Annotated in this window: 11 protein-coding genes; 8 read left to right on the top strand and 3 right to left on the bottom strand. The window is 69.9% G+C overall.

The features are described from left to right. Positions 1-17: 17 nt before the first annotated feature. Positions 18-1,898 (bottom strand): chorismate-binding protein, encoded by a 1,881-nt coding sequence (locus H9633_RS00905; protein ID WP_191711770.1) that lies wholly within the window; start codon positions 1,896-1,898, stop codon positions 18-20. A 278-nt stretch (positions 1,899-2,176) separates the two neighbouring features. On the opposite strand from H9633_RS00905, the gene ispG reads away from it, so the two are divergent. Together ispG and H9633_RS00895 are read left to right on the top strand one after the other, a co-directional pair. After that, entirely contained in the window at positions 2,177-3,328 is a 1,152-nt protein-coding gene (ispG, locus tag H9633_RS00900; RefSeq protein WP_177243807.1) for a flavodoxin-dependent (E)-4-hydroxy-3-methylbut-2-enyl-diphosphate synthase, read from the top strand. 15 nt (positions 3,329-3,343) lie between these two features. Beyond that, positions 3,344-4,201 (top strand): alanyl-tRNA editing protein, encoded by an 858-nt coding sequence (locus H9633_RS00895; protein ID WP_191711769.1) that lies wholly within the window; start codon positions 3,344-3,346, stop codon positions 4,199-4,201. Between the two features lie 218 nt (positions 4,202-4,419). On the opposite strand, the gene H9633_RS00890 is transcribed toward H9633_RS00895, so the two are convergent. Next, a complete protein-coding gene (locus H9633_RS00890) occupies positions 4,420-5,841 on the bottom strand; it encodes an RNB domain-containing ribonuclease (protein ID WP_191711768.1) in 1,422 nt (473 codons plus the stop codon). Positions 5,842-5,920: 79 nt separating this feature from the next. Between H9633_RS00890 and H9633_RS00885 the strand changes: the two genes are divergently transcribed. Genes H9633_RS00885 through H9633_RS00875 form a run of 3 tightly spaced genes read left to right on the top strand, consistent with a single transcriptional unit; the run spans position 5,921 to position 9,581 of the window. Continuing rightward, positions 5,921-6,691, top strand: a complete 771-nt coding sequence (locus H9633_RS00885; RefSeq protein ID WP_191711767.1) for an isocitrate lyase/PEP mutase family protein — start codon at positions 5,921-5,923, stop codon at positions 6,689-6,691. A gap of 43 nt (positions 6,692-6,734) precedes the next feature. Further along, the gene (locus H9633_RS00880; protein ID WP_191711766.1) at positions 6,735-8,489 is read left to right on the top strand and encodes a proline--tRNA ligase; all 1,755 of its coding nucleotides are present in this window, start codon (positions 6,735-6,737) and stop codon (positions 8,487-8,489) included. 42 nt (positions 8,490-8,531) lie between these two features. Further along, on the top strand, positions 8,532-9,581 hold the full coding sequence (locus H9633_RS00875; protein WP_071642278.1) for an LOG family protein: 1,050 nt from the start codon (positions 8,532-8,534) through the stop codon (positions 9,579-9,581). A gap of 3 nt (positions 9,582-9,584) precedes the next feature. Here the strand turns inward: H9633_RS00875 and H9633_RS00870 are convergent, their stop codons facing one another. Further along, a complete protein-coding gene (locus H9633_RS00870; RefSeq protein WP_191711765.1) occupies positions 9,585-10,943 on the bottom strand; it encodes a flavin monoamine oxidase family protein in 1,359 nt (452 codons plus the stop codon). A 135-nt stretch (positions 10,944-11,078) separates the two neighbouring features. Here H9633_RS00870 and nusA point away from each other — a divergent pair, with 135 nt between their 5' ends. The 3 genes from nusA (at position 11,079) to infB (ending at position 15,273) form a co-directional block, all read left to right on the top strand. Then, positions 11,079-12,062 carry a transcription termination factor NusA gene (gene nusA, locus H9633_RS00865; RefSeq protein ID WP_071642282.1) on the top strand — a complete coding sequence of 328 codons (984 nt, stop codon included), beginning with the start codon at positions 11,079-11,081 and terminating at the stop codon, positions 12,060-12,062. A gap of 60 nt (positions 12,063-12,122) precedes the next feature. After that, a complete protein-coding gene (locus tag H9633_RS00860) occupies positions 12,123-12,395 on the top strand; it encodes a YlxR family protein (RefSeq protein ID WP_071642285.1) in 273 nt (90 codons plus the stop codon). A gap of 94 nt (positions 12,396-12,489) precedes the next feature. Beyond that, on the top strand, positions 12,490-15,273 hold the full coding sequence (gene infB / locus H9633_RS00855; RefSeq protein WP_318247161.1) for a translation initiation factor IF-2: 2,784 nt from the start codon (positions 12,490-12,492) through the stop codon (positions 15,271-15,273). Positions 15,274-15,327 lie beyond the last annotated feature (54 nt).

The following is a 15,327-nucleotide window of genomic DNA, read 5'->3' as shown; positions in this document are numbered from 1 at the left end:
GCTGTGCCGGGCCGACGTCAGGCGAGGGCGTGGGCGATGAGCCGCTCGAGCGTCTCCAGGCCGTCGCGCGACAGGATCGACTCGAGGTGCCCCTGCACCGACGCGAAACGCTCGCCGCGCAGCGCGTAGACGTCGCCGCTGCGGGCATCCGCCGACACCTCGGCATCCGGCACAGCCGTCGTACCGGGCGCGACCCGCGCGGTGAAGGTGTTGTAGAAGCCGACCGACGCCTCCCGCCCGAAGACCGGAACCGTCTTCTGCACGCCCTGATGCGGCGCGGCAAGCGGAACCAGGTCGATGCCGAGCCGGTCGGCGAGGATCTGGTGGCTCAAGCACACCGCGAGCAGCGGTGCACGCGCGTCGCGGCGACGGGAGACGACCTGCTGCATCCGCGCGATGCGCGGCGACGCGGCGTCGCGCGGATCGCCCGGCCCGGGACCCGCGACGACGAGGTCTGCGGCGTCGATGGCGCTGTCGGCCACGGCGTCCCAGGCGGCGATCTCGACGTCGAGGCCCAGATGGCGCAGCTGGTGAGCGAGCATGGTGGTGAAGCGGTCCTCCGCGTCGACGACCAGCGCGCTGCGGCCCGCGAAGCGGCCGCTCGGGTGGGTGTCCTGCGGCTGCATCCAGAAGTCCGCGAGGCGGGTGTTGCGGGATGCCAGGAGAGCGGCGATCTCGGGGTCGTCGGCCAGCCGAGCCTCGCCCGGCGCGTCGTCGTCTCTCGCCTCGGCGGCGGTGTCCCGCTCGATGGCGCCGATGGCGCCCAGCACGCCGGCTGCCTTGCCGTGCGTCTCGCTGACCTCGCCGTGCGGGTCGGAGTGGCGCACCAGGGTCGCACCGACGGGCACGCGCAGCCGACCGTCGCCGAGGTAGACGGTGCGGATGAGGATCGGCGCGTCCAGGTCGTGTCCGCCCTCGGCGTTCGGGGTGAACAGCGCGGCGACGCCCGAGTAGTAGCCGCGTGGGGACCGCTCGTGCCTGCGGATCACCGCGCACGCGTTCTGCATGGGCGATCCGGTGACAGTGGGGGCGAACATCGTCTCGCGCAGGATGTCGCGCGGATCCAGTCGGCTGCGCCCCCGCAGCATGTACTCGGTGTGGGTGAGCCTCGACATCTCCTTCAGATGCGGTCCGGTGATGCGGCCGCCGTCCGAACAGACCTGGCTCATCATCTTCAGCTCTTCGTCGACGACCATGAACAGCTCCTCGGTCTCCTTGGTGGAGGAGAGGAACTCGGTCAGCGACTCGCGGGTCGCGCCGCCCGCCGGGTGGCGGAAGGTGCCCGAGATGGGATTCATCGTCACGACGCCGTGGCGCGCGACGACGTGTGCTTCGGGGCTGGCGCCGACGGCGATGTGCCCGGGGGTGATGACGGCGAACGTCCAGTACGCGCCGCGCTCGTGCGCGAGCAGCGCGCGGAACCAGGTGAGCGCGGCGGTGCGGTCGTCGGCGTCGAACGTCGCGCGGTAGTCGCGACGGATCACGAAGTTCGCGCCCTCGCCGCGACCGATCTCGTCGACGATGACGCGCTCGACGATCTCAGCGTACTCCTCGTCGGAGATGTCGAACCCGCCGTCGCTCAGCGGGATCGGGGCCTGGGGCAGAGCGTTCATCAGCTCGTCCGGGGCGAGCGTCAGATGCTCGGTGACGAGCAGGCAGCGCAGGGGAGTGCCATCGTCGTGCGCCTCGAATCCGCGCTCGCGCACCTGGTGATACGGCACCATGGCGAACACCTCGCGGGCGCCGTCTGGACCGGCGAGCGGGATGTCGGCCAGACGGGCCACATCGACGATGTCTCCGGTGAGCAGGTCGATGCCGCCCTCACGGGCGATCAGCACGAACGACGCATCGTTGTCGGCCGTGAGCTCTGCCAGTCGGGTGAGCGGAACTGCGGTCATCGGTGTCTCCTCGGTCGGGGATCCGGTGCGGGCAAGAAAAAGACCGCCCCGGGAGGCGGTCTGATCTCGTGGGTACGCGAATCACCGCCTAGAAGGCGGGCCACCAGGTGCGGGTCGCGGACATACCGTGAAATTAGCACATCGCAAGGTGCGTGATCCGGCTCGTGACGGACCGGGCAGCCCTTCGTCGGCTCAGAAGGGTGGGGGTGCACACGACGATCGGACACGGAGCAGCCGACATCCAGCCGACGCCGATCGACCGGCGGTAGCCTTGACGGGTGCCTGCAGTGAATCTTGGGATGCCGCGCGTCCCCGAAGTCCTCGCCCCACGTCGCAAGTCCCGTCAGATCCGGGTCGGCAAGGTGCTCGTCGGCGGTGACGCTCCCGTCAGTGTCCAGTCGATGACGACGACGAAGACCACCGACATCAACGGCACGTTGCAGCAGATCGCCGAGCTCACGGCGTCGGGCTGCGAGATCGTCCGCGTGGCGGTGCCCTCGCAGGATGACGCGGATGTGCTGCACATCATCGCGAAGAAGAGCCAGATCCCGGTGATCGCCGACATCCACTTCCAGCCGAAGTACGTCTTCCAGGCGATCGACGCCGGCTGCGGAGCTGTCCGCGTCAATCCCGGCAACATCCGCAAGTTCGACGACCAGGTGGGTGCGATCGCCGCTGCGGCGAAGGCTGCGGGCGTGTCGCTGCGCATCGGCGTGAACGCCGGCTCGCTCGATCCGCGCCTGCTGCAGAAGTACGGCAAGGCGACGCCCGAGGCTCTCGTGGAGAGCGCCGTCTGGGAGGCATCGCTGTTCGAGGAGCACGACTTCCACGACTTCAAGATCTCGGTCAAGCACAACGACCCCGTCGTCATGGTGAAGGCCTACCGTCAGCTCGCCGAACGAGGTGACTGGCCGCTGCACCTCGGGGTCACCGAGGCAGGTCCTGCCTTCCAGGGCACCATCAAGAGCGCCACGGCGTTCGGCATCCTGCTGGGCGAGGGCATCGGCGACACGATCCGCGTCTCGCTGTCGGCGCCGCCGGCCGAAGAGGTCAAGGTCGGGCACCAGATCCTGCAGTCGCTGAACCTGCGAGAGCGCAAGCTCGAGATCGTCTCCTGCCCCTCGTGCGGTCGCGCCCAGGTCGACGTGTACACCCTCGCGGACGACGTCACCGAAGGCCTGAAGGACATGACGGTGCCGCTGCGCGTCGCCGTGATGGGCTGTGTCGTGAATGGTCCGGGCGAGGCGCGCGAGGCCGATCTCGGTGTCGCATCGGGCAACGGCAAGGGTCAGATCTTCGTCAAGGGAGAGGTCATCAAGACCGTGCCCGAGGCCGACATCGTCGCCACCCTCATCGAAGAGGCGAATCGCATCGCCGCCGAGATGGGCTCCGATGCCCCGCTCGGCACCGCCCAGGTCATCACCGGCTGACCCGACAGGAAGTCCATGCAGTCGACGCGTGTCTCGTTCCCCGATGGCGCACTGAGCGGCGAGGGCGAGGTGCTGCTCGTCGATCAGGCCGCCTCGATCGTCGTGGTCGACGCGACCCCGTTCCATCCGGTCGATCACACCTGGCCCGACCAGCCGGGCGACTCCGGCAGCATCACCGTCGGTGACGTGCAGCTGCGCGTCGCCGAGGCCGTCATGGCCGCCATCAGCGACGAAGGGGCGCTGGCCGTCGGGTCCGACATTCCCGTCAAGCGCGGCGGCGAGGGCTGGACGTGGATGGTCGGCCATCGGACCGAGGGCGCGATTCCCGCGGGCATCGCTATCGGCGCTCGGGTCACCCTGACCGTGGATGCCGATCACCGGCACGCTCTGAGCAGAGGGCACACCGCGTGCCATCTGGCATCCCTCGCCCTCGACGCGGCGCTCGCCGACCTGTGGCGCAAGCAGATCGGCACCGACCCGCTCGGCAGTCCCGACTTCGAGGGCAGGGCCAACCAGTCCAGCCGCATCCACGCCGACGGGAGCGTCGACGAGTACCGCCTGGGCAAGAGCCTGCGCAAGGCCGGCTTCGATTCCGAGGGATTCGCCGCCACGCTCGACCAGCGTGAGACGCGGATCAACGAGATCCTCGCGGGTTGGGTCGCCTCGGCAGGGGAGAGCCGCATCGAGGTCGAGGGCCCGAGCATCATCGATCGCCGCACCTGGCGCTGCACCCTGCCCGAGGGTGAGGTCGGCTTCCTCTGCGGGGGAACGCACGTGCGCTCACTGGCGGAGTTCGCGTCGATCTCGGTGTCGCTCGATCTCCGCGATCCGCAGCTGCTCGTCATGACGACGACGGCGGTTCCCGCCCCCTGAACCGGGCGGTCTGCGACCACGCGCAGAACGCGCCGAGGGCGGGCGCGCGAATCCTCCTCCCCGGGTGGGCCCAGATGGCCGCATCGGGCGCGCGGAGGCGGCCGAACGGGACCAGCCGGCCCCTGCGCACGCGGCACAGCCGGCCCCTGCGCACGCGGCACCGCCGGCTCCTGCGTACGCGGCTCCGCCGGTCTTGACGGTCAGCTCGTGCGCACAGCTCAGGCGGCGAACTCCACCGCGCCATCCGTGACGTCGGCAGCCACCAGACGCAGTCGCACCGACGAGCCGGGCGCCGTCCCGGCCGGCACGGGTGCGGTCGCCGTCACCGCCGGATGAGCGATCTGCACGGCCGCGCGATCCTCGCCGCGCAGCTCGATGACGGTCGCCTCAATCGTCTGACCGATGAGCGGCTGCAGCAGCGCGGCCTCGACCCGGTTGATCGTCTCGGCGCCCAGCGTCGACGCCCGCTGCGCCGACTGCTGCATCAGGCCCGGCAGCTCGGCAAGCGATTCGCGTGCCCACTCCGGTGCGGGGCGGCCTTCCGACACCGCGAGGCAGATCGCCAGCGACCACCGGTCGACCAGCCGACGCAGCGGAGCCGTGGCATGGGCGTAGGGCGCGCCGATCGCGGCCTGCGAGAGATCGCCTGCGGGCAGCTCGCCGTCGAACGTGACGTAACCCGCCCCGCGGAACAGCGATGCCGCGGCCTCGAGCACCGGCAGAGTGAGCGGATCGGCCTTGTCGAGTGCGCGCAGGTACTCGCCGTACCGACCGGAGATCCACGGCCGACCGAGGGCCTGAGTCTGTCGCCGGAAGCGCTCGAACGCGGCGTCGTCGGGCTGGGGCATGGTGCGCAGCACGCCGACCTTCGCATCGATCATCAGCTCGGCCGCGGCCATGCCGGTCATGAGAGACAGCTGCGCGTTCCAGTCCTCGATCTGCAGCGGATGGCGGCGCTCGATGTCGTAGTGGCCATCTGCGCGCAGCACGACCTCCTCATCGGGGAGGTTCAGGCTCGCGCCGCCGCGCTCGGCCTCGCGCGCACGGCGCAGCTCGCCGATCTCGCGCAGCAGCGCCAGATGCTCGTCCTCACCTCGGTCTGCGGATGCCTGTGCCGAGACGTACTCCAGCTGCGCGCGCGAGCGGATCAGCGCGCGCTCGAGTCGGAAATCCGTCCTCGAGCCCTCGGCGTCGAGCGAGAACGTCCAGACGAGCGCCGGGCGCTCGGCATCCGGAAGCAGCGACGCGCGATCCTCCGACAGCACCCGGGGGTGCAGCGGGATGCTCCCGTCGGCGAGGTAGAGGGTCTGTCCGCGCAGGCGGGCCTGGGCGTCGACAGCGCCTTCGGGCGTCACGAAGCCGGGCACGTCGGCGATCGCGTACCGCACCCGATACCCCGACCCTGCGCGGGCGAGATGGAACGCCTGATCGAGATCCTTCGAGCCGAGCGGGTCGAGAGTGACGAACGGCACGTCGCGCAGATCCAGGCCCGGCGTCGCCGCGCTCGCAGCCTGCGCCTCCGCGATCGCCTCGGGCGGGAACTCGACGGGCGCCTCGATCCCCTCACGCAGTGCGGCCAGCACCTCGGCGAGCTGGCTCTGCGCGGCGGAGGACGAGACGTGGGATCGACGCTGAGGCATGCTCCCACCCTACGCACGGCCCCGCGCAACCTCGGGTAACAGCGGCCTCGCACCGGCGCACGCGCATTAGCGTGAGGGCATGACGAACGCTGACAAAGCCCGCACCCTCATCGAACTCTACGAAGCGCCGGAGATCCTGCGCGTGGTCAATATCTGGGACGTCGTCTCGGCGAAGGCGATCGCCGCGCTGCCCGAGACCACGGCCCTCGCGACCGCGGGCCACTCGATCGCGGCGACCTTCGGCTACGCCGACGGGCAGATCCCGCGCGACATCATGATCGACTTCGTCGGTCGCATCGCCGCGGGCGTCGACCTCCCGGTCACTGCAGACCTGGACGACGGCTACGGCGACGCCGGTGAGACCACCCGGCTCGCGATCGGCGTCGGTGTCGTCGGCGCCAACATCGAGGACCGCCTGGCGCCGTTCGAAGAATCCGTGGCCAAGGTCGAGGCGATCGTCAAGGCAGCCGAGGCGGAGGGCGTGCCGTTCGCGCTCAATGCACGCACCGACGCCATCGTCCGCGGCGGCGACAAGCCGCTCGCCGACAAGCTGTCGGATGCCGTGGTGCGGGGCCGCGCATTCATCGAGGCCGGCGCCACCGCCGTCTTCGTGCCCGGTGTGCTCGACGCCGACGCCACCCGCACCCTCGTCGACGGGATCGGGCGCAACAAGGTCAGCGTCATCGGACTGCCGGGCGCGCTCACCGCAGCCGAGTACGAGGCGCTGGGCGTCTCCCGCATCTCGTACGGGCCGACCACGCAGCGGGTCGCGCTCACCGCTCTGCAGGACCTCGCCACCGACCTGTACGCGAACGGCGTGATCCCCGAGGGCACCCGCGCCCTGAACTGAGTGACCGCCGGGACGGGTGACCGCGGGTCACTACACTTGACCCGTGGTCACTCGTCTCTCGAACTTCTTCCTCCGCACGCTCCGTGAAGACCCGGCCGGCGCCGAAGTCGCCAGCCACCGTCTGCTGATCCGGGCCGGCTACATCCGCCCGCAGGCGGCGGGCATCTTCGCGTGGCTGCCCCTGGGCCTGAGGGTGAAGGCGAAGATCGAGACGGTGATCCGCGAGGAGATGGCTGCGGCCGGCGCCCAGGAGGTGCACTTCCCCGCGCTCATGCCGCGCGAGGCGTACGAGGCCACCGGTCGGTGGGACGAGTACGGCGATCTGCTGTTCCGTCTGCAGGACCGCAAGGGCGGCGACTATCTGCTCGCCCCCACTCACGAAGAGGCGTTCACCCTGCTCGTGAAAGACCTGTACTCCTCGTACAAGGACCTCCCCCTGACGATCTATCAGATCCAGGACAAGTACCGTGACGAGGCCCGGCCGCGCGCCGGCCTGCTGCGCGGTCGCGAGTTCACGATGAAGGACGCCTACTCGTTCGACGCGTCCGATGAGGGGCTCGACGCCAGCTACATGGCCCAACGCGATGCGTACGAGCGCATCTTCCAGCGACTCGGCCTCGAGTACGCGATCGTGCAGGCGGACGCCGGCGCGATGGGCGGCTCGCGCAGCGAGGAGTTCCTGCACCCGACACCGGTGGGCGAGGACACCTTCGTGCGCAGCGAAGGCGGCTACGCGGCCAACGTCGAGGCCTACACCACCACCGCTCCGGAGGCCGTCGGCTGGGAGGGTGTGCAGCCGGCGACGGTCTTCGACTCTCCGGACACCCCCACCATCGACACGCTCGTCGCGCACTGCAATGCGGCGCTCGACGGCGAGTACACCGCGGCCGACACGCTGAAGAATGTCGTGCTCGCCCTCACGCACCTCGACGGCTCACGGGAACTGGTGATCGTCGGCATCCCCGGCGACCGCGACGTCGATCTCAAGCGCGCCGAGGTGGCGTTCGCGCCGGCCGAGGTCGAGGCGGCGACGGATGCCGACTTCGAGCGGCATCCGCTGCTCGTGCGCGGCTACATCGGCCCGTGGTCCGAGACCGGGCCGGTGCTCGGTGAGGAGTCCGCGACGGGCATCCGGTACCTCGTCGACCCCCGGGTGGCCGACGGCACCCGATGGATCACCGGCGCCAACATCGACCAGAAGCACGCGCACACGGTCGTCGCCGGGCGCGACTTCACCGCCGACGGCACCGTGGAGATCGCGAACGTCCGCGACGGCGACCCCGCACCCGACGGCTCCGGTCCGGTGTCGCTTGCCCGCGGGATGGAGATCGGGCACGTCTTCCAGCTCGGGCGGAAGTACGCCGAGGCGCTCGGGCTGAAGGTGCTCGACCAGAACGGCAAGCTCGTCACGGTGACGATGGGCTCGTACGGCATCGGCGTCACGCGCATCCTGGCGATCATCGCCGAGCTGAACAACGATGAGCGGGGCCTGATCTGGCCGGCGTCCGTCGCCCCGTTCGACGTCCAGGTCGTCGCGGCCGGACGCGACCAGGTGGCGTTCGACGTCGCGGAGCGCATCTCGAACCAGCTCGAGACGGCCCACCTCGACGTGCTGTACGACGATCGCGTGAAGGTGTCGCCCGGAGTGAAGTTCGGCGATGCCGAGCTCGTCGGAGTGCCCAAGATCGTGATCGTCGGTCGAGGCGCCGCGGAGGGCCAGGTGGAGCTCTGGGACCGCGCCACCGGGGAGCGGGAGTCGCTCTCGGCCGACGAGGTCGTCTCGCGACTCACCCGCTGAGCTGTCGCGGCCGCCCGTGGGCGGCTGTGACAGGGTGGAGGCATGACGGATGCCACGCTGAACGACGATCTGCGCCACGAGCTCACCGCGCTTCTCGACAAGGCAGGCATCCGTGCGGAGCGAGGGCTCATCACGCGCCTGCTGCAGACCTCGCTGTCGCTCGGCGTCGAGAACACCGACCGTCTCGATCTGAAGATCGCCTCGGCGGCGCTGCAGGAGATGCATCAGGCGTTCCTGCTGTTCCAGCCCTTCCACCACGTGCCGAAGGTGACGGTCTTCGGATCGGCGCGCACCGCCGAGGACGACCCGCTCTACCTGCAGGCGCGAGATGTCGCGTCGGCACTGGCCGATGACGGGTGGATGGTGGTGACGGGGGCCGGGCCGGGGATCATGCAGGCGGCGGCCGAGGGAGCGGGGTCGAAGATGTCGCTCGGCGTGTCGATCCGGCTGCCGTTCGAGGAGCGCGCGAACACGATCGTCGCGGAGAGCACGCAGGTCGTCTCGATGAAGTACTTCTTCACCCGCAAGCTGATGCTCATCAAGGAGTCACGCGGCTTCATCTGTCTGCCGGGCGGGTTCGGCACGATGGATGAGATGTTCGAGCTGCTCACCCTGCAGCAGACCGGCAAGGCGGAGCCGACGCCGATCGTGCTGCTGGATGCCCCGAAGGGCACCTTCTGGAGCGGGTTGCGGCGCTTCGTCGACGAGTACCTCACCCCGGCAGGGGTGATCTCGCCGCACGACCTCGACCGCGTGCTGATCACCGATTCGGTGGAGGAGGCGGCGGCCAGCGTCACCGGCTTCTGGAGCAACTACGACTCGCTTCGCTGGGTCGACGACGTGCTGGTGCTGCGGCTGGTGCACGCGCCGACGGATGCCGAGATCGAGAGCCTCAACGAGCGGTTCGGGCACATGTGCGCCTCCGGCCGCATCGAGCGCACCGGGCCGCTCGATGTCGAGCGCGCAGCCGGGGACGTCGTCGAGCTGCCTCGCCTGGCGTTGAACCTCGAGCAGCGCAGCGTCGGTCAGCTCTACGCCCTCATCCGAGCGATCAACGACCTGCCCTCCGCGGGCGGATCCTCCGCGGGCTGATCCTCAGCCGGTCGCCGTTCGCTGTTCGCGCTCGACGATGGCCGCGGCGAACGCCGCCCGATCGACCGGGTGCGCGAGGATGCTCTCCGCCGTCCGGTGCCCTGACGCGTACGCACCACCCACGGTGGCCGGCTCCTCGCCCCAGGTCGCCTCGCCGGCGAACCGGAGGCCGCCGTGGAACGGCCCCGCGAGCGCGTCGTGGTCGCCGTGGGTGGCGCCGATCGGCAGGTGCGAGTACGAGCCGCGGGAGTGCGGGTCGTCTCCCCAGCGGGTGACCCACGACGCGATGGGATCGCGCACGGCGCCGCCGTACAGCCCGCGCAGCGCGCGCACGATGTCTGCCACGACCTCGGCATCCGGCAGGCTCTGCATGCGGCGGCCGAGCGGGCCGGCCGCGAAGGTGAGCAGAGTCGGGATGCCGCTGATCGCGGAGACGTCGTACCAGGAATGCCACCGTTCACCGCTCTCGCCGAGTGCGCGGATCACGTACGTCTCGTCGCCCCAGAAGCGCTCCGGGAACTGCACGAAGACCTTGTTGAACACCCCCATCCCCAGACGTGCGATGCTCTCGCCCGCCCGTTGCGGAAGCGGCGGGTCGAAGCGGATCGTGTCCGCCTGCAGCACTCCGAGCGGCACGGTGATCACCACGTCGTCGGCGGCGAACCCGCCGGCATCCCCGCGCACGAGCCATCCCTCAGCCGTCCGCTCGACGCCGTGCACGGTGTGCGCGAGACGCACGTCGACACCGGCGGCGACGCGGTGCGGCAGCTCGTCGTAGCCGCGCGGGAAGATGACCTCGTCGCCGTCGATCGCGTCCTCGTCGAGGCCGTGCGCGTCGAGGTCGCCGATCCACGCCCCGCACTGCTCCTCGACGCGATGGCGGAAGAACTCCCTGATCTCGTCGACCCGTCCCGCGGCGAGTCCGCATGCAGCCAGCGCCCGTTCGGTGACGTCCAGGTAGCTCTCGCCGGGGGAGGAGCGCGCGATCACGTCGACCAGCTGCCGGTCCACCGCTTCCACATCGGCCACCCACTGCGCGGCCTCCACGGCTGTCATCCGCTCGCCCGAGCCGTCGAAGTGCTCCATCGGCCGCCCGCCGACCTGAAAGCTGCCCACCGTGAACTCCCTTGTCGGGATCCCCAGCGCCTGCACGAGCTGGAACAGCGCTGAATCACGGATGCCGTGGATCCAGGAGGCGCCGAGGTCGACGGGGAATCCCGCGCCGCGGTCGGTCGACATCCGACCGCCGATCCGGTCGCGTGCCTCGAGCACGACCACCGTGCGGCCGGCATCCGCGAGCATCCGCGCGCACGTGAGACCAGCCATCCCGGCACCGACGACGACCGTGTCGAATCGCTCCATGGCTCTCAGTATCGCGTGCCTCGGCCCCGTGCCGCGAACGACCGGCTCATCGTCGAGCCAGGGCGGATCGGGTATTCTTATCTGATGTCCGCGGAGCGTCTGTCCGCGGTGAGAGCTGAATAGAGGAGACCGCTGATGGATATCGAACTCGCACTGCTGCGCGGAATCGAGAAGGAGAAGGCGATTCCCTTCGACGAACTCGTGTCGATCATCGAGCAGGCCATCCTCACCGCCTACGGCAAGCACATCTCGGAAGACGGAGCCGTACCGGCCGGCGTGCGCGTGGAACTCGACCGCAAGACCGGCCACGTCGCCGTGCTGCAGCCCGTCACCGACGAGGAGGACGCGATCATCGGCGAGGAGGAGGTCGTGACCGAGAACTTCGGCCGCATCGCCGCCTACGCGGCCAAGCAGGTGATCAGCCAGCGTCTGCGCGACATCGCCGACGACGCCGTGCTCGGAGAGTTCCGCGGCAAGGAGGGTGACATCGTCGCCGGCGTCATCCAGCAGGGCCCCAACCCCCGCATGATCCACGTCGACCTCGGCACCGTCGAGGCGATCCTCCCGCCCGAAGAGCAGGTTCCGGGGGAGGACTACTCCCACGGACGTCGCCTGCGCGTGTACGTGACCAGCGTCGCCAAGGGCGCCAAGGGCCCGCAGATCACCGTCTCTCGCACCCACCCGGGTCTCGTGCGCAAGCTGTTCGCGCTCGAGGTTCCCGAGATCGCCGGCGGCCTCGTCGAGATCGTGTCGCTGGCCCGCGAGGCCGGGCACCGCACGAAGATCGCCGTCAAGGCGAACGACCCGTCGGTGAACGCCAAGGGATCGTGCATCGGCGAGATGGGTCGCCGCGTCCGTGCGGTGACCGAGGAGCTCGCGGGGGAGAAGATCGACATCGTCGACCACCACCCCGATCTCGCCACCTTCGTCGCGCACGCGCTGTCGCCCGCGAAGGTGACCTCGTCGTTCGTCCTGGACGCGAGCACCAAGGCCGTGCGCGCCCTGGTGCCCGACTACCAGCTGTCGCTCGCCATCGGCAAGGAGGGCCAGAACGCCCGTCTCGCGGCCAAGCTCACCGGTGCGAAGATCGACATCCAGCCCGACAGCGTCATGGAGTGAGCGGCGTCGACCTGCTCGCCCGCGGTGCGGCGGGCATCGCTCGATGCGCCGAGGTGTAAGATGGACACTGTACGAACGTGCGTAGGTTGTCGCGGTCGTGCCTCTCGATCCGCCCTGATCAGGGTGGTCGTGCAGAACGACCGGCTCGTCGTCGACGAGCGGGCCGCTCTGCCGGGTAGGGGCGCGTGGCTGCATCCGTCGCTCGAGTGCCTCGACACCGCTCTGCGGCGACGGGCCTTCGCACGAGCACTCCGCGTGCCGCCGTCCATCGGATTCCCCGAGGCGGAGGACGCGCAGACCATCCAACGGCACTTCCACCGGAACAAAGGCTGAACGGCTATGGAAACAAAGTGAACGGCTCGAAATGAGACCCGTCCGCGACTAGTGGTCTGCCCTGCCTGGGCGGACCGACCCAGACAGGAGAATTGTGGCTGCCAAACCACGTGTGCACGAGATCGCCGCTGAACTCGGCGTCGACAGCAAGTTCGCGCTCGCGAAGCTCAAGGAGCTCGGCGAGTTCGTGAAGAGTCCGTCTTCGACGGTGGAGCCCCCTGTGGCGCGCAAGCTGCGCGCCGCGATCGAGGCCGACCCCAACGCGAAGCCGGCAGAGAAGACCGAGGCGAAGCCTGCGGCCAAGTCCGCCGCTTCCCCGAAGGCGCCGACCCCCGGCCCGAAGCCCGGACCCGCCAAGAAGGCGGCCCCGGCCGAGGCCCCCGCTGAGGCGCCCGCCGCACCCGCCACCGAGTCCGCTGCTCCGGCAGCGACCTCGGGCGCACCCACGCCCGGACCGGCGAAGCCCGCGGCTCCCAAGCCCGGCGGCAGCGCTCCCGCGGCCGGCGACAGCGCCCCGAAGCCGGGCGGTGCACCCAAGCCGGGTGCCCCGCGCCCCGGCAACAACCCGTTCTCGTCCGCGCAGGGCATGGGACAGCGTCCGGCGGGCCCCCGTCCGGGCAACAACCCGTTCGCCTCGCAGCAGGGCATGGGCCAGCGACCGACTCCGGGCAACATCCCGCGTCCGCAGGCTCCCCGACCCGATTCTCCCCGCGTGGGCGCTCCGCGCCCCGGCCGTCCCGGCGGCGCAGGTGCGCGCGGTGGTCAGAGCGGTCGTCCCGGCGCACCGTTCCAGCAGCGTCCCGGCGGTCCCGGCCGTCCCGGCGGCGCCGGTGGCGGTCCCGGTGCCGGCGGCGGCTTCCAGCGCCCCGGCGGCGGCTTCGCCGGTCGTCCCGGCGGTGGTGGCGGCCGTGGCCGTGGCCCCGGCGGAGGCACCGCCGGTGCCTTCGGCAAGGGCGGCGGCAAGAGCAAGCAGCGCAAGTCGCGTCGGGCGAAGCGCCAAGAGTTCGAGATGCGGTCGGCGCCGGTCGTCGGCGGCGTCAACGTCTCGAAGGGCAACGGCGAGATCATCCGGCTCCGCCGCGGAGCATCCATCGCGGACTTCGCGGACAAGCTCGAAGCACTGAACGGCTACACCGTCCAGCCCGGCACCCTGGTCACCATCCTGTTCAACCTGGGCGAGATGGCCACGGCCACCGAGTCCCTGGACGAGGCGACCTTCGAGGTGCTCGGCGAGGAGCTGGGCTACAAGATCCAGATGGTCTCGCCCGAGGACGAGGACAAGGAGCTCCTCGAGGGCTTCGGTCTCGACCTGGAGGGTGAGCTCGACGCCGAGAGCGACGACGACCTCGAGATCCGCCCGCCGGTGGTCACCGTCATGGGACACGTCGACCACGGTAAGACCCGTCTGCTCGACGCGATCCGCCAGTCCAACGTCATCGAGGGCGAGGCCGGCGGCATCACCCAGCACATCGGCGCGTACCAGATCTGGACCGAGCACGACGGCATCGACCGTGCGGTGACCTTCATCGACACCCCGGGTCACGAGGCGTTCACCGCCATGCGTGCCCGTGGTGCGCAGGTCACCGACATCGCGATCCTCGTGGTCGCCGCCGACGACGGCATCATGCCGCAGACGGTGGAGGCGCTGAACCACGCGCAGGCCGCCGGTGTCCCGATCGTGGTCGCGGTCAACAAGGTCGACAAGCCCGAGGCCAACCCCGGCAAGGTGCGCCAGCAGCTCACCGAGTACGGACTGGTCGCCGAGGAGTACGGCGGCGACGTGCTGTTCGTCGATGTCTCCGCGCGGCAGGGAACCGGCATCCAGGAGCTGATCGACGCCGTCCTGCTGACCGCCGACGCCGGCCTCGACCTCACGGCCAACCCGAACAAGGCCGCCCGTGGTGTCGCCATCGAGGCGAAGCTCGACAAGGGCCGTGGTTCGGTCGCGACCGTGCTCATCCAGTCCGGAACGCTGCGTGTCGGCGACGCGATCGTCGCCGGCACCGCCTACGGCCGGGTGCGCGCCATGCTCGACGAGAACGGCGAATCGGTGGAGTACGCCGCACCGTCGCGTCCGGTGCAGGTGCAGGGTCTGAACTCCGTGCCCCGCGCCGGCGACGTCTTCATCGTCACCGAGGAAGACCGGATGGCGCGTCAGATCGCCGAGAAGCGCGAGGCTGTCCAGCGCAACGCGCTGCTGGCCAAGGCCCGCAAGCGCATCTCGCTCGAGGACTTCACCCGAGCCCTCGAGGAGGGCAAGGTCGAGACGCTCAACCTCATCATCAAGGGCGACGTGTCCGGTGCCGTCGAGGCGCTGGAGGAGTCGCTGCTCAAGATCGAGGTCGACGACTCGGTGCAGCTGCGCATCATCCACCGCGGTGTCGGTGCGGTGACCGAGTCCGATGTGAACCTGGCGACGATCGACAACGCGATCATCGTGGGCTTCAACGTCCGCCCCGATCCGAAGGCCCGTGAGGCCGCAGCCCGTGAGGGTGTGGACGTGCGGTTCTACTCGGTCATCTACTCCGCGATCGACGAGATCGAGAGCTCGCTCAAGGGTATGCTCAAGCCGGAGTACGAAGAGGTCAAGTCGGGTGTCGCCGAGATCCGCGAGGTGTTCCGCTCCTCGAAGTTCGGCAACATCGCCGGTGTCATCGTCCGCTCCGGAACGATCACCCGAAACGCCAAGGCACGCGTCATCCGCGACGGCGTCGTCATCGCCGATGGCCTCGCCATCGAGTCGCTGCGCCGCTTCAAGGACGACGTCACCGAGGTCCGCACGGACTTCGAGGCGGGTATCGGCCTGGGCAAGTACAACGACATCCAGATCGGCGACGAGATCGAGACGACCGAGCTCGTCGAGAAGCCTCGCGGCTGATCGAATCCGTACGATGTGAGGGGCGCCGCGAGGCGCCCCTCATTCGTCCTCAGA

This window comes from Microbacterium commune, from assembly GCF_014836945.1.
In the GTDB taxonomy this organism is placed as follows: Bacteria; Actinomycetota; Actinomycetes; order Actinomycetales; family Microbacteriaceae; genus Microbacterium; species Microbacterium commune.
Note: the sequence above shows the minus strand (reverse complement) of the source record. Positions and strands in the feature narration are given on the sequence as shown.

Bases quoted from the DNA above. Each gene is read 5' to 3' on its own strand.
- H9633_RS00905 (WP_191711770.1), bottom strand. From the start codon at position 1,898: ATGACCGCAGTTCCGCTCACCCGACTGGCAGAGCTCACGGCCGACAAC.
- H9633_RS00895 (WP_191711769.1), top strand. From the start codon at position 3,344: ATGCAGTCGACGCGTGTCTCGTTCCCCGATGGCGCACTGAGCGGCGAG.
- H9633_RS00890 (WP_191711768.1), bottom strand. From the start codon at position 5,841: ATGCCTCAGCGTCGATCCCACGTCTCGTCCTCCGCCGCGCAGAGCCAG.
- H9633_RS00885 (WP_191711767.1), top strand. From the start codon at position 5,921: ATGACGAACGCTGACAAAGCCCGCACCCTCATCGAACTCTACGAAGCG.
- H9633_RS00875 (WP_071642278.1), top strand. From the start codon at position 8,532: ATGACGGATGCCACGCTGAACGACGATCTGCGCCACGAGCTCACCGCG.
- H9633_RS00870 (WP_191711765.1), bottom strand. From the start codon at position 10,943: ATGGAGCGATTCGACACGGTCGTCGTCGGTGCCGGGATGGCTGGTCTC.
- nusA (WP_071642282.1), top strand. From the start codon at position 11,079: ATGGATATCGAACTCGCACTGCTGCGCGGAATCGAGAAGGAGAAGGCG.
- H9633_RS00860 (WP_071642285.1), top strand. From the start codon at position 12,123: ATGGACACTGTACGAACGTGCGTAGGTTGTCGCGGTCGTGCCTCTCGA.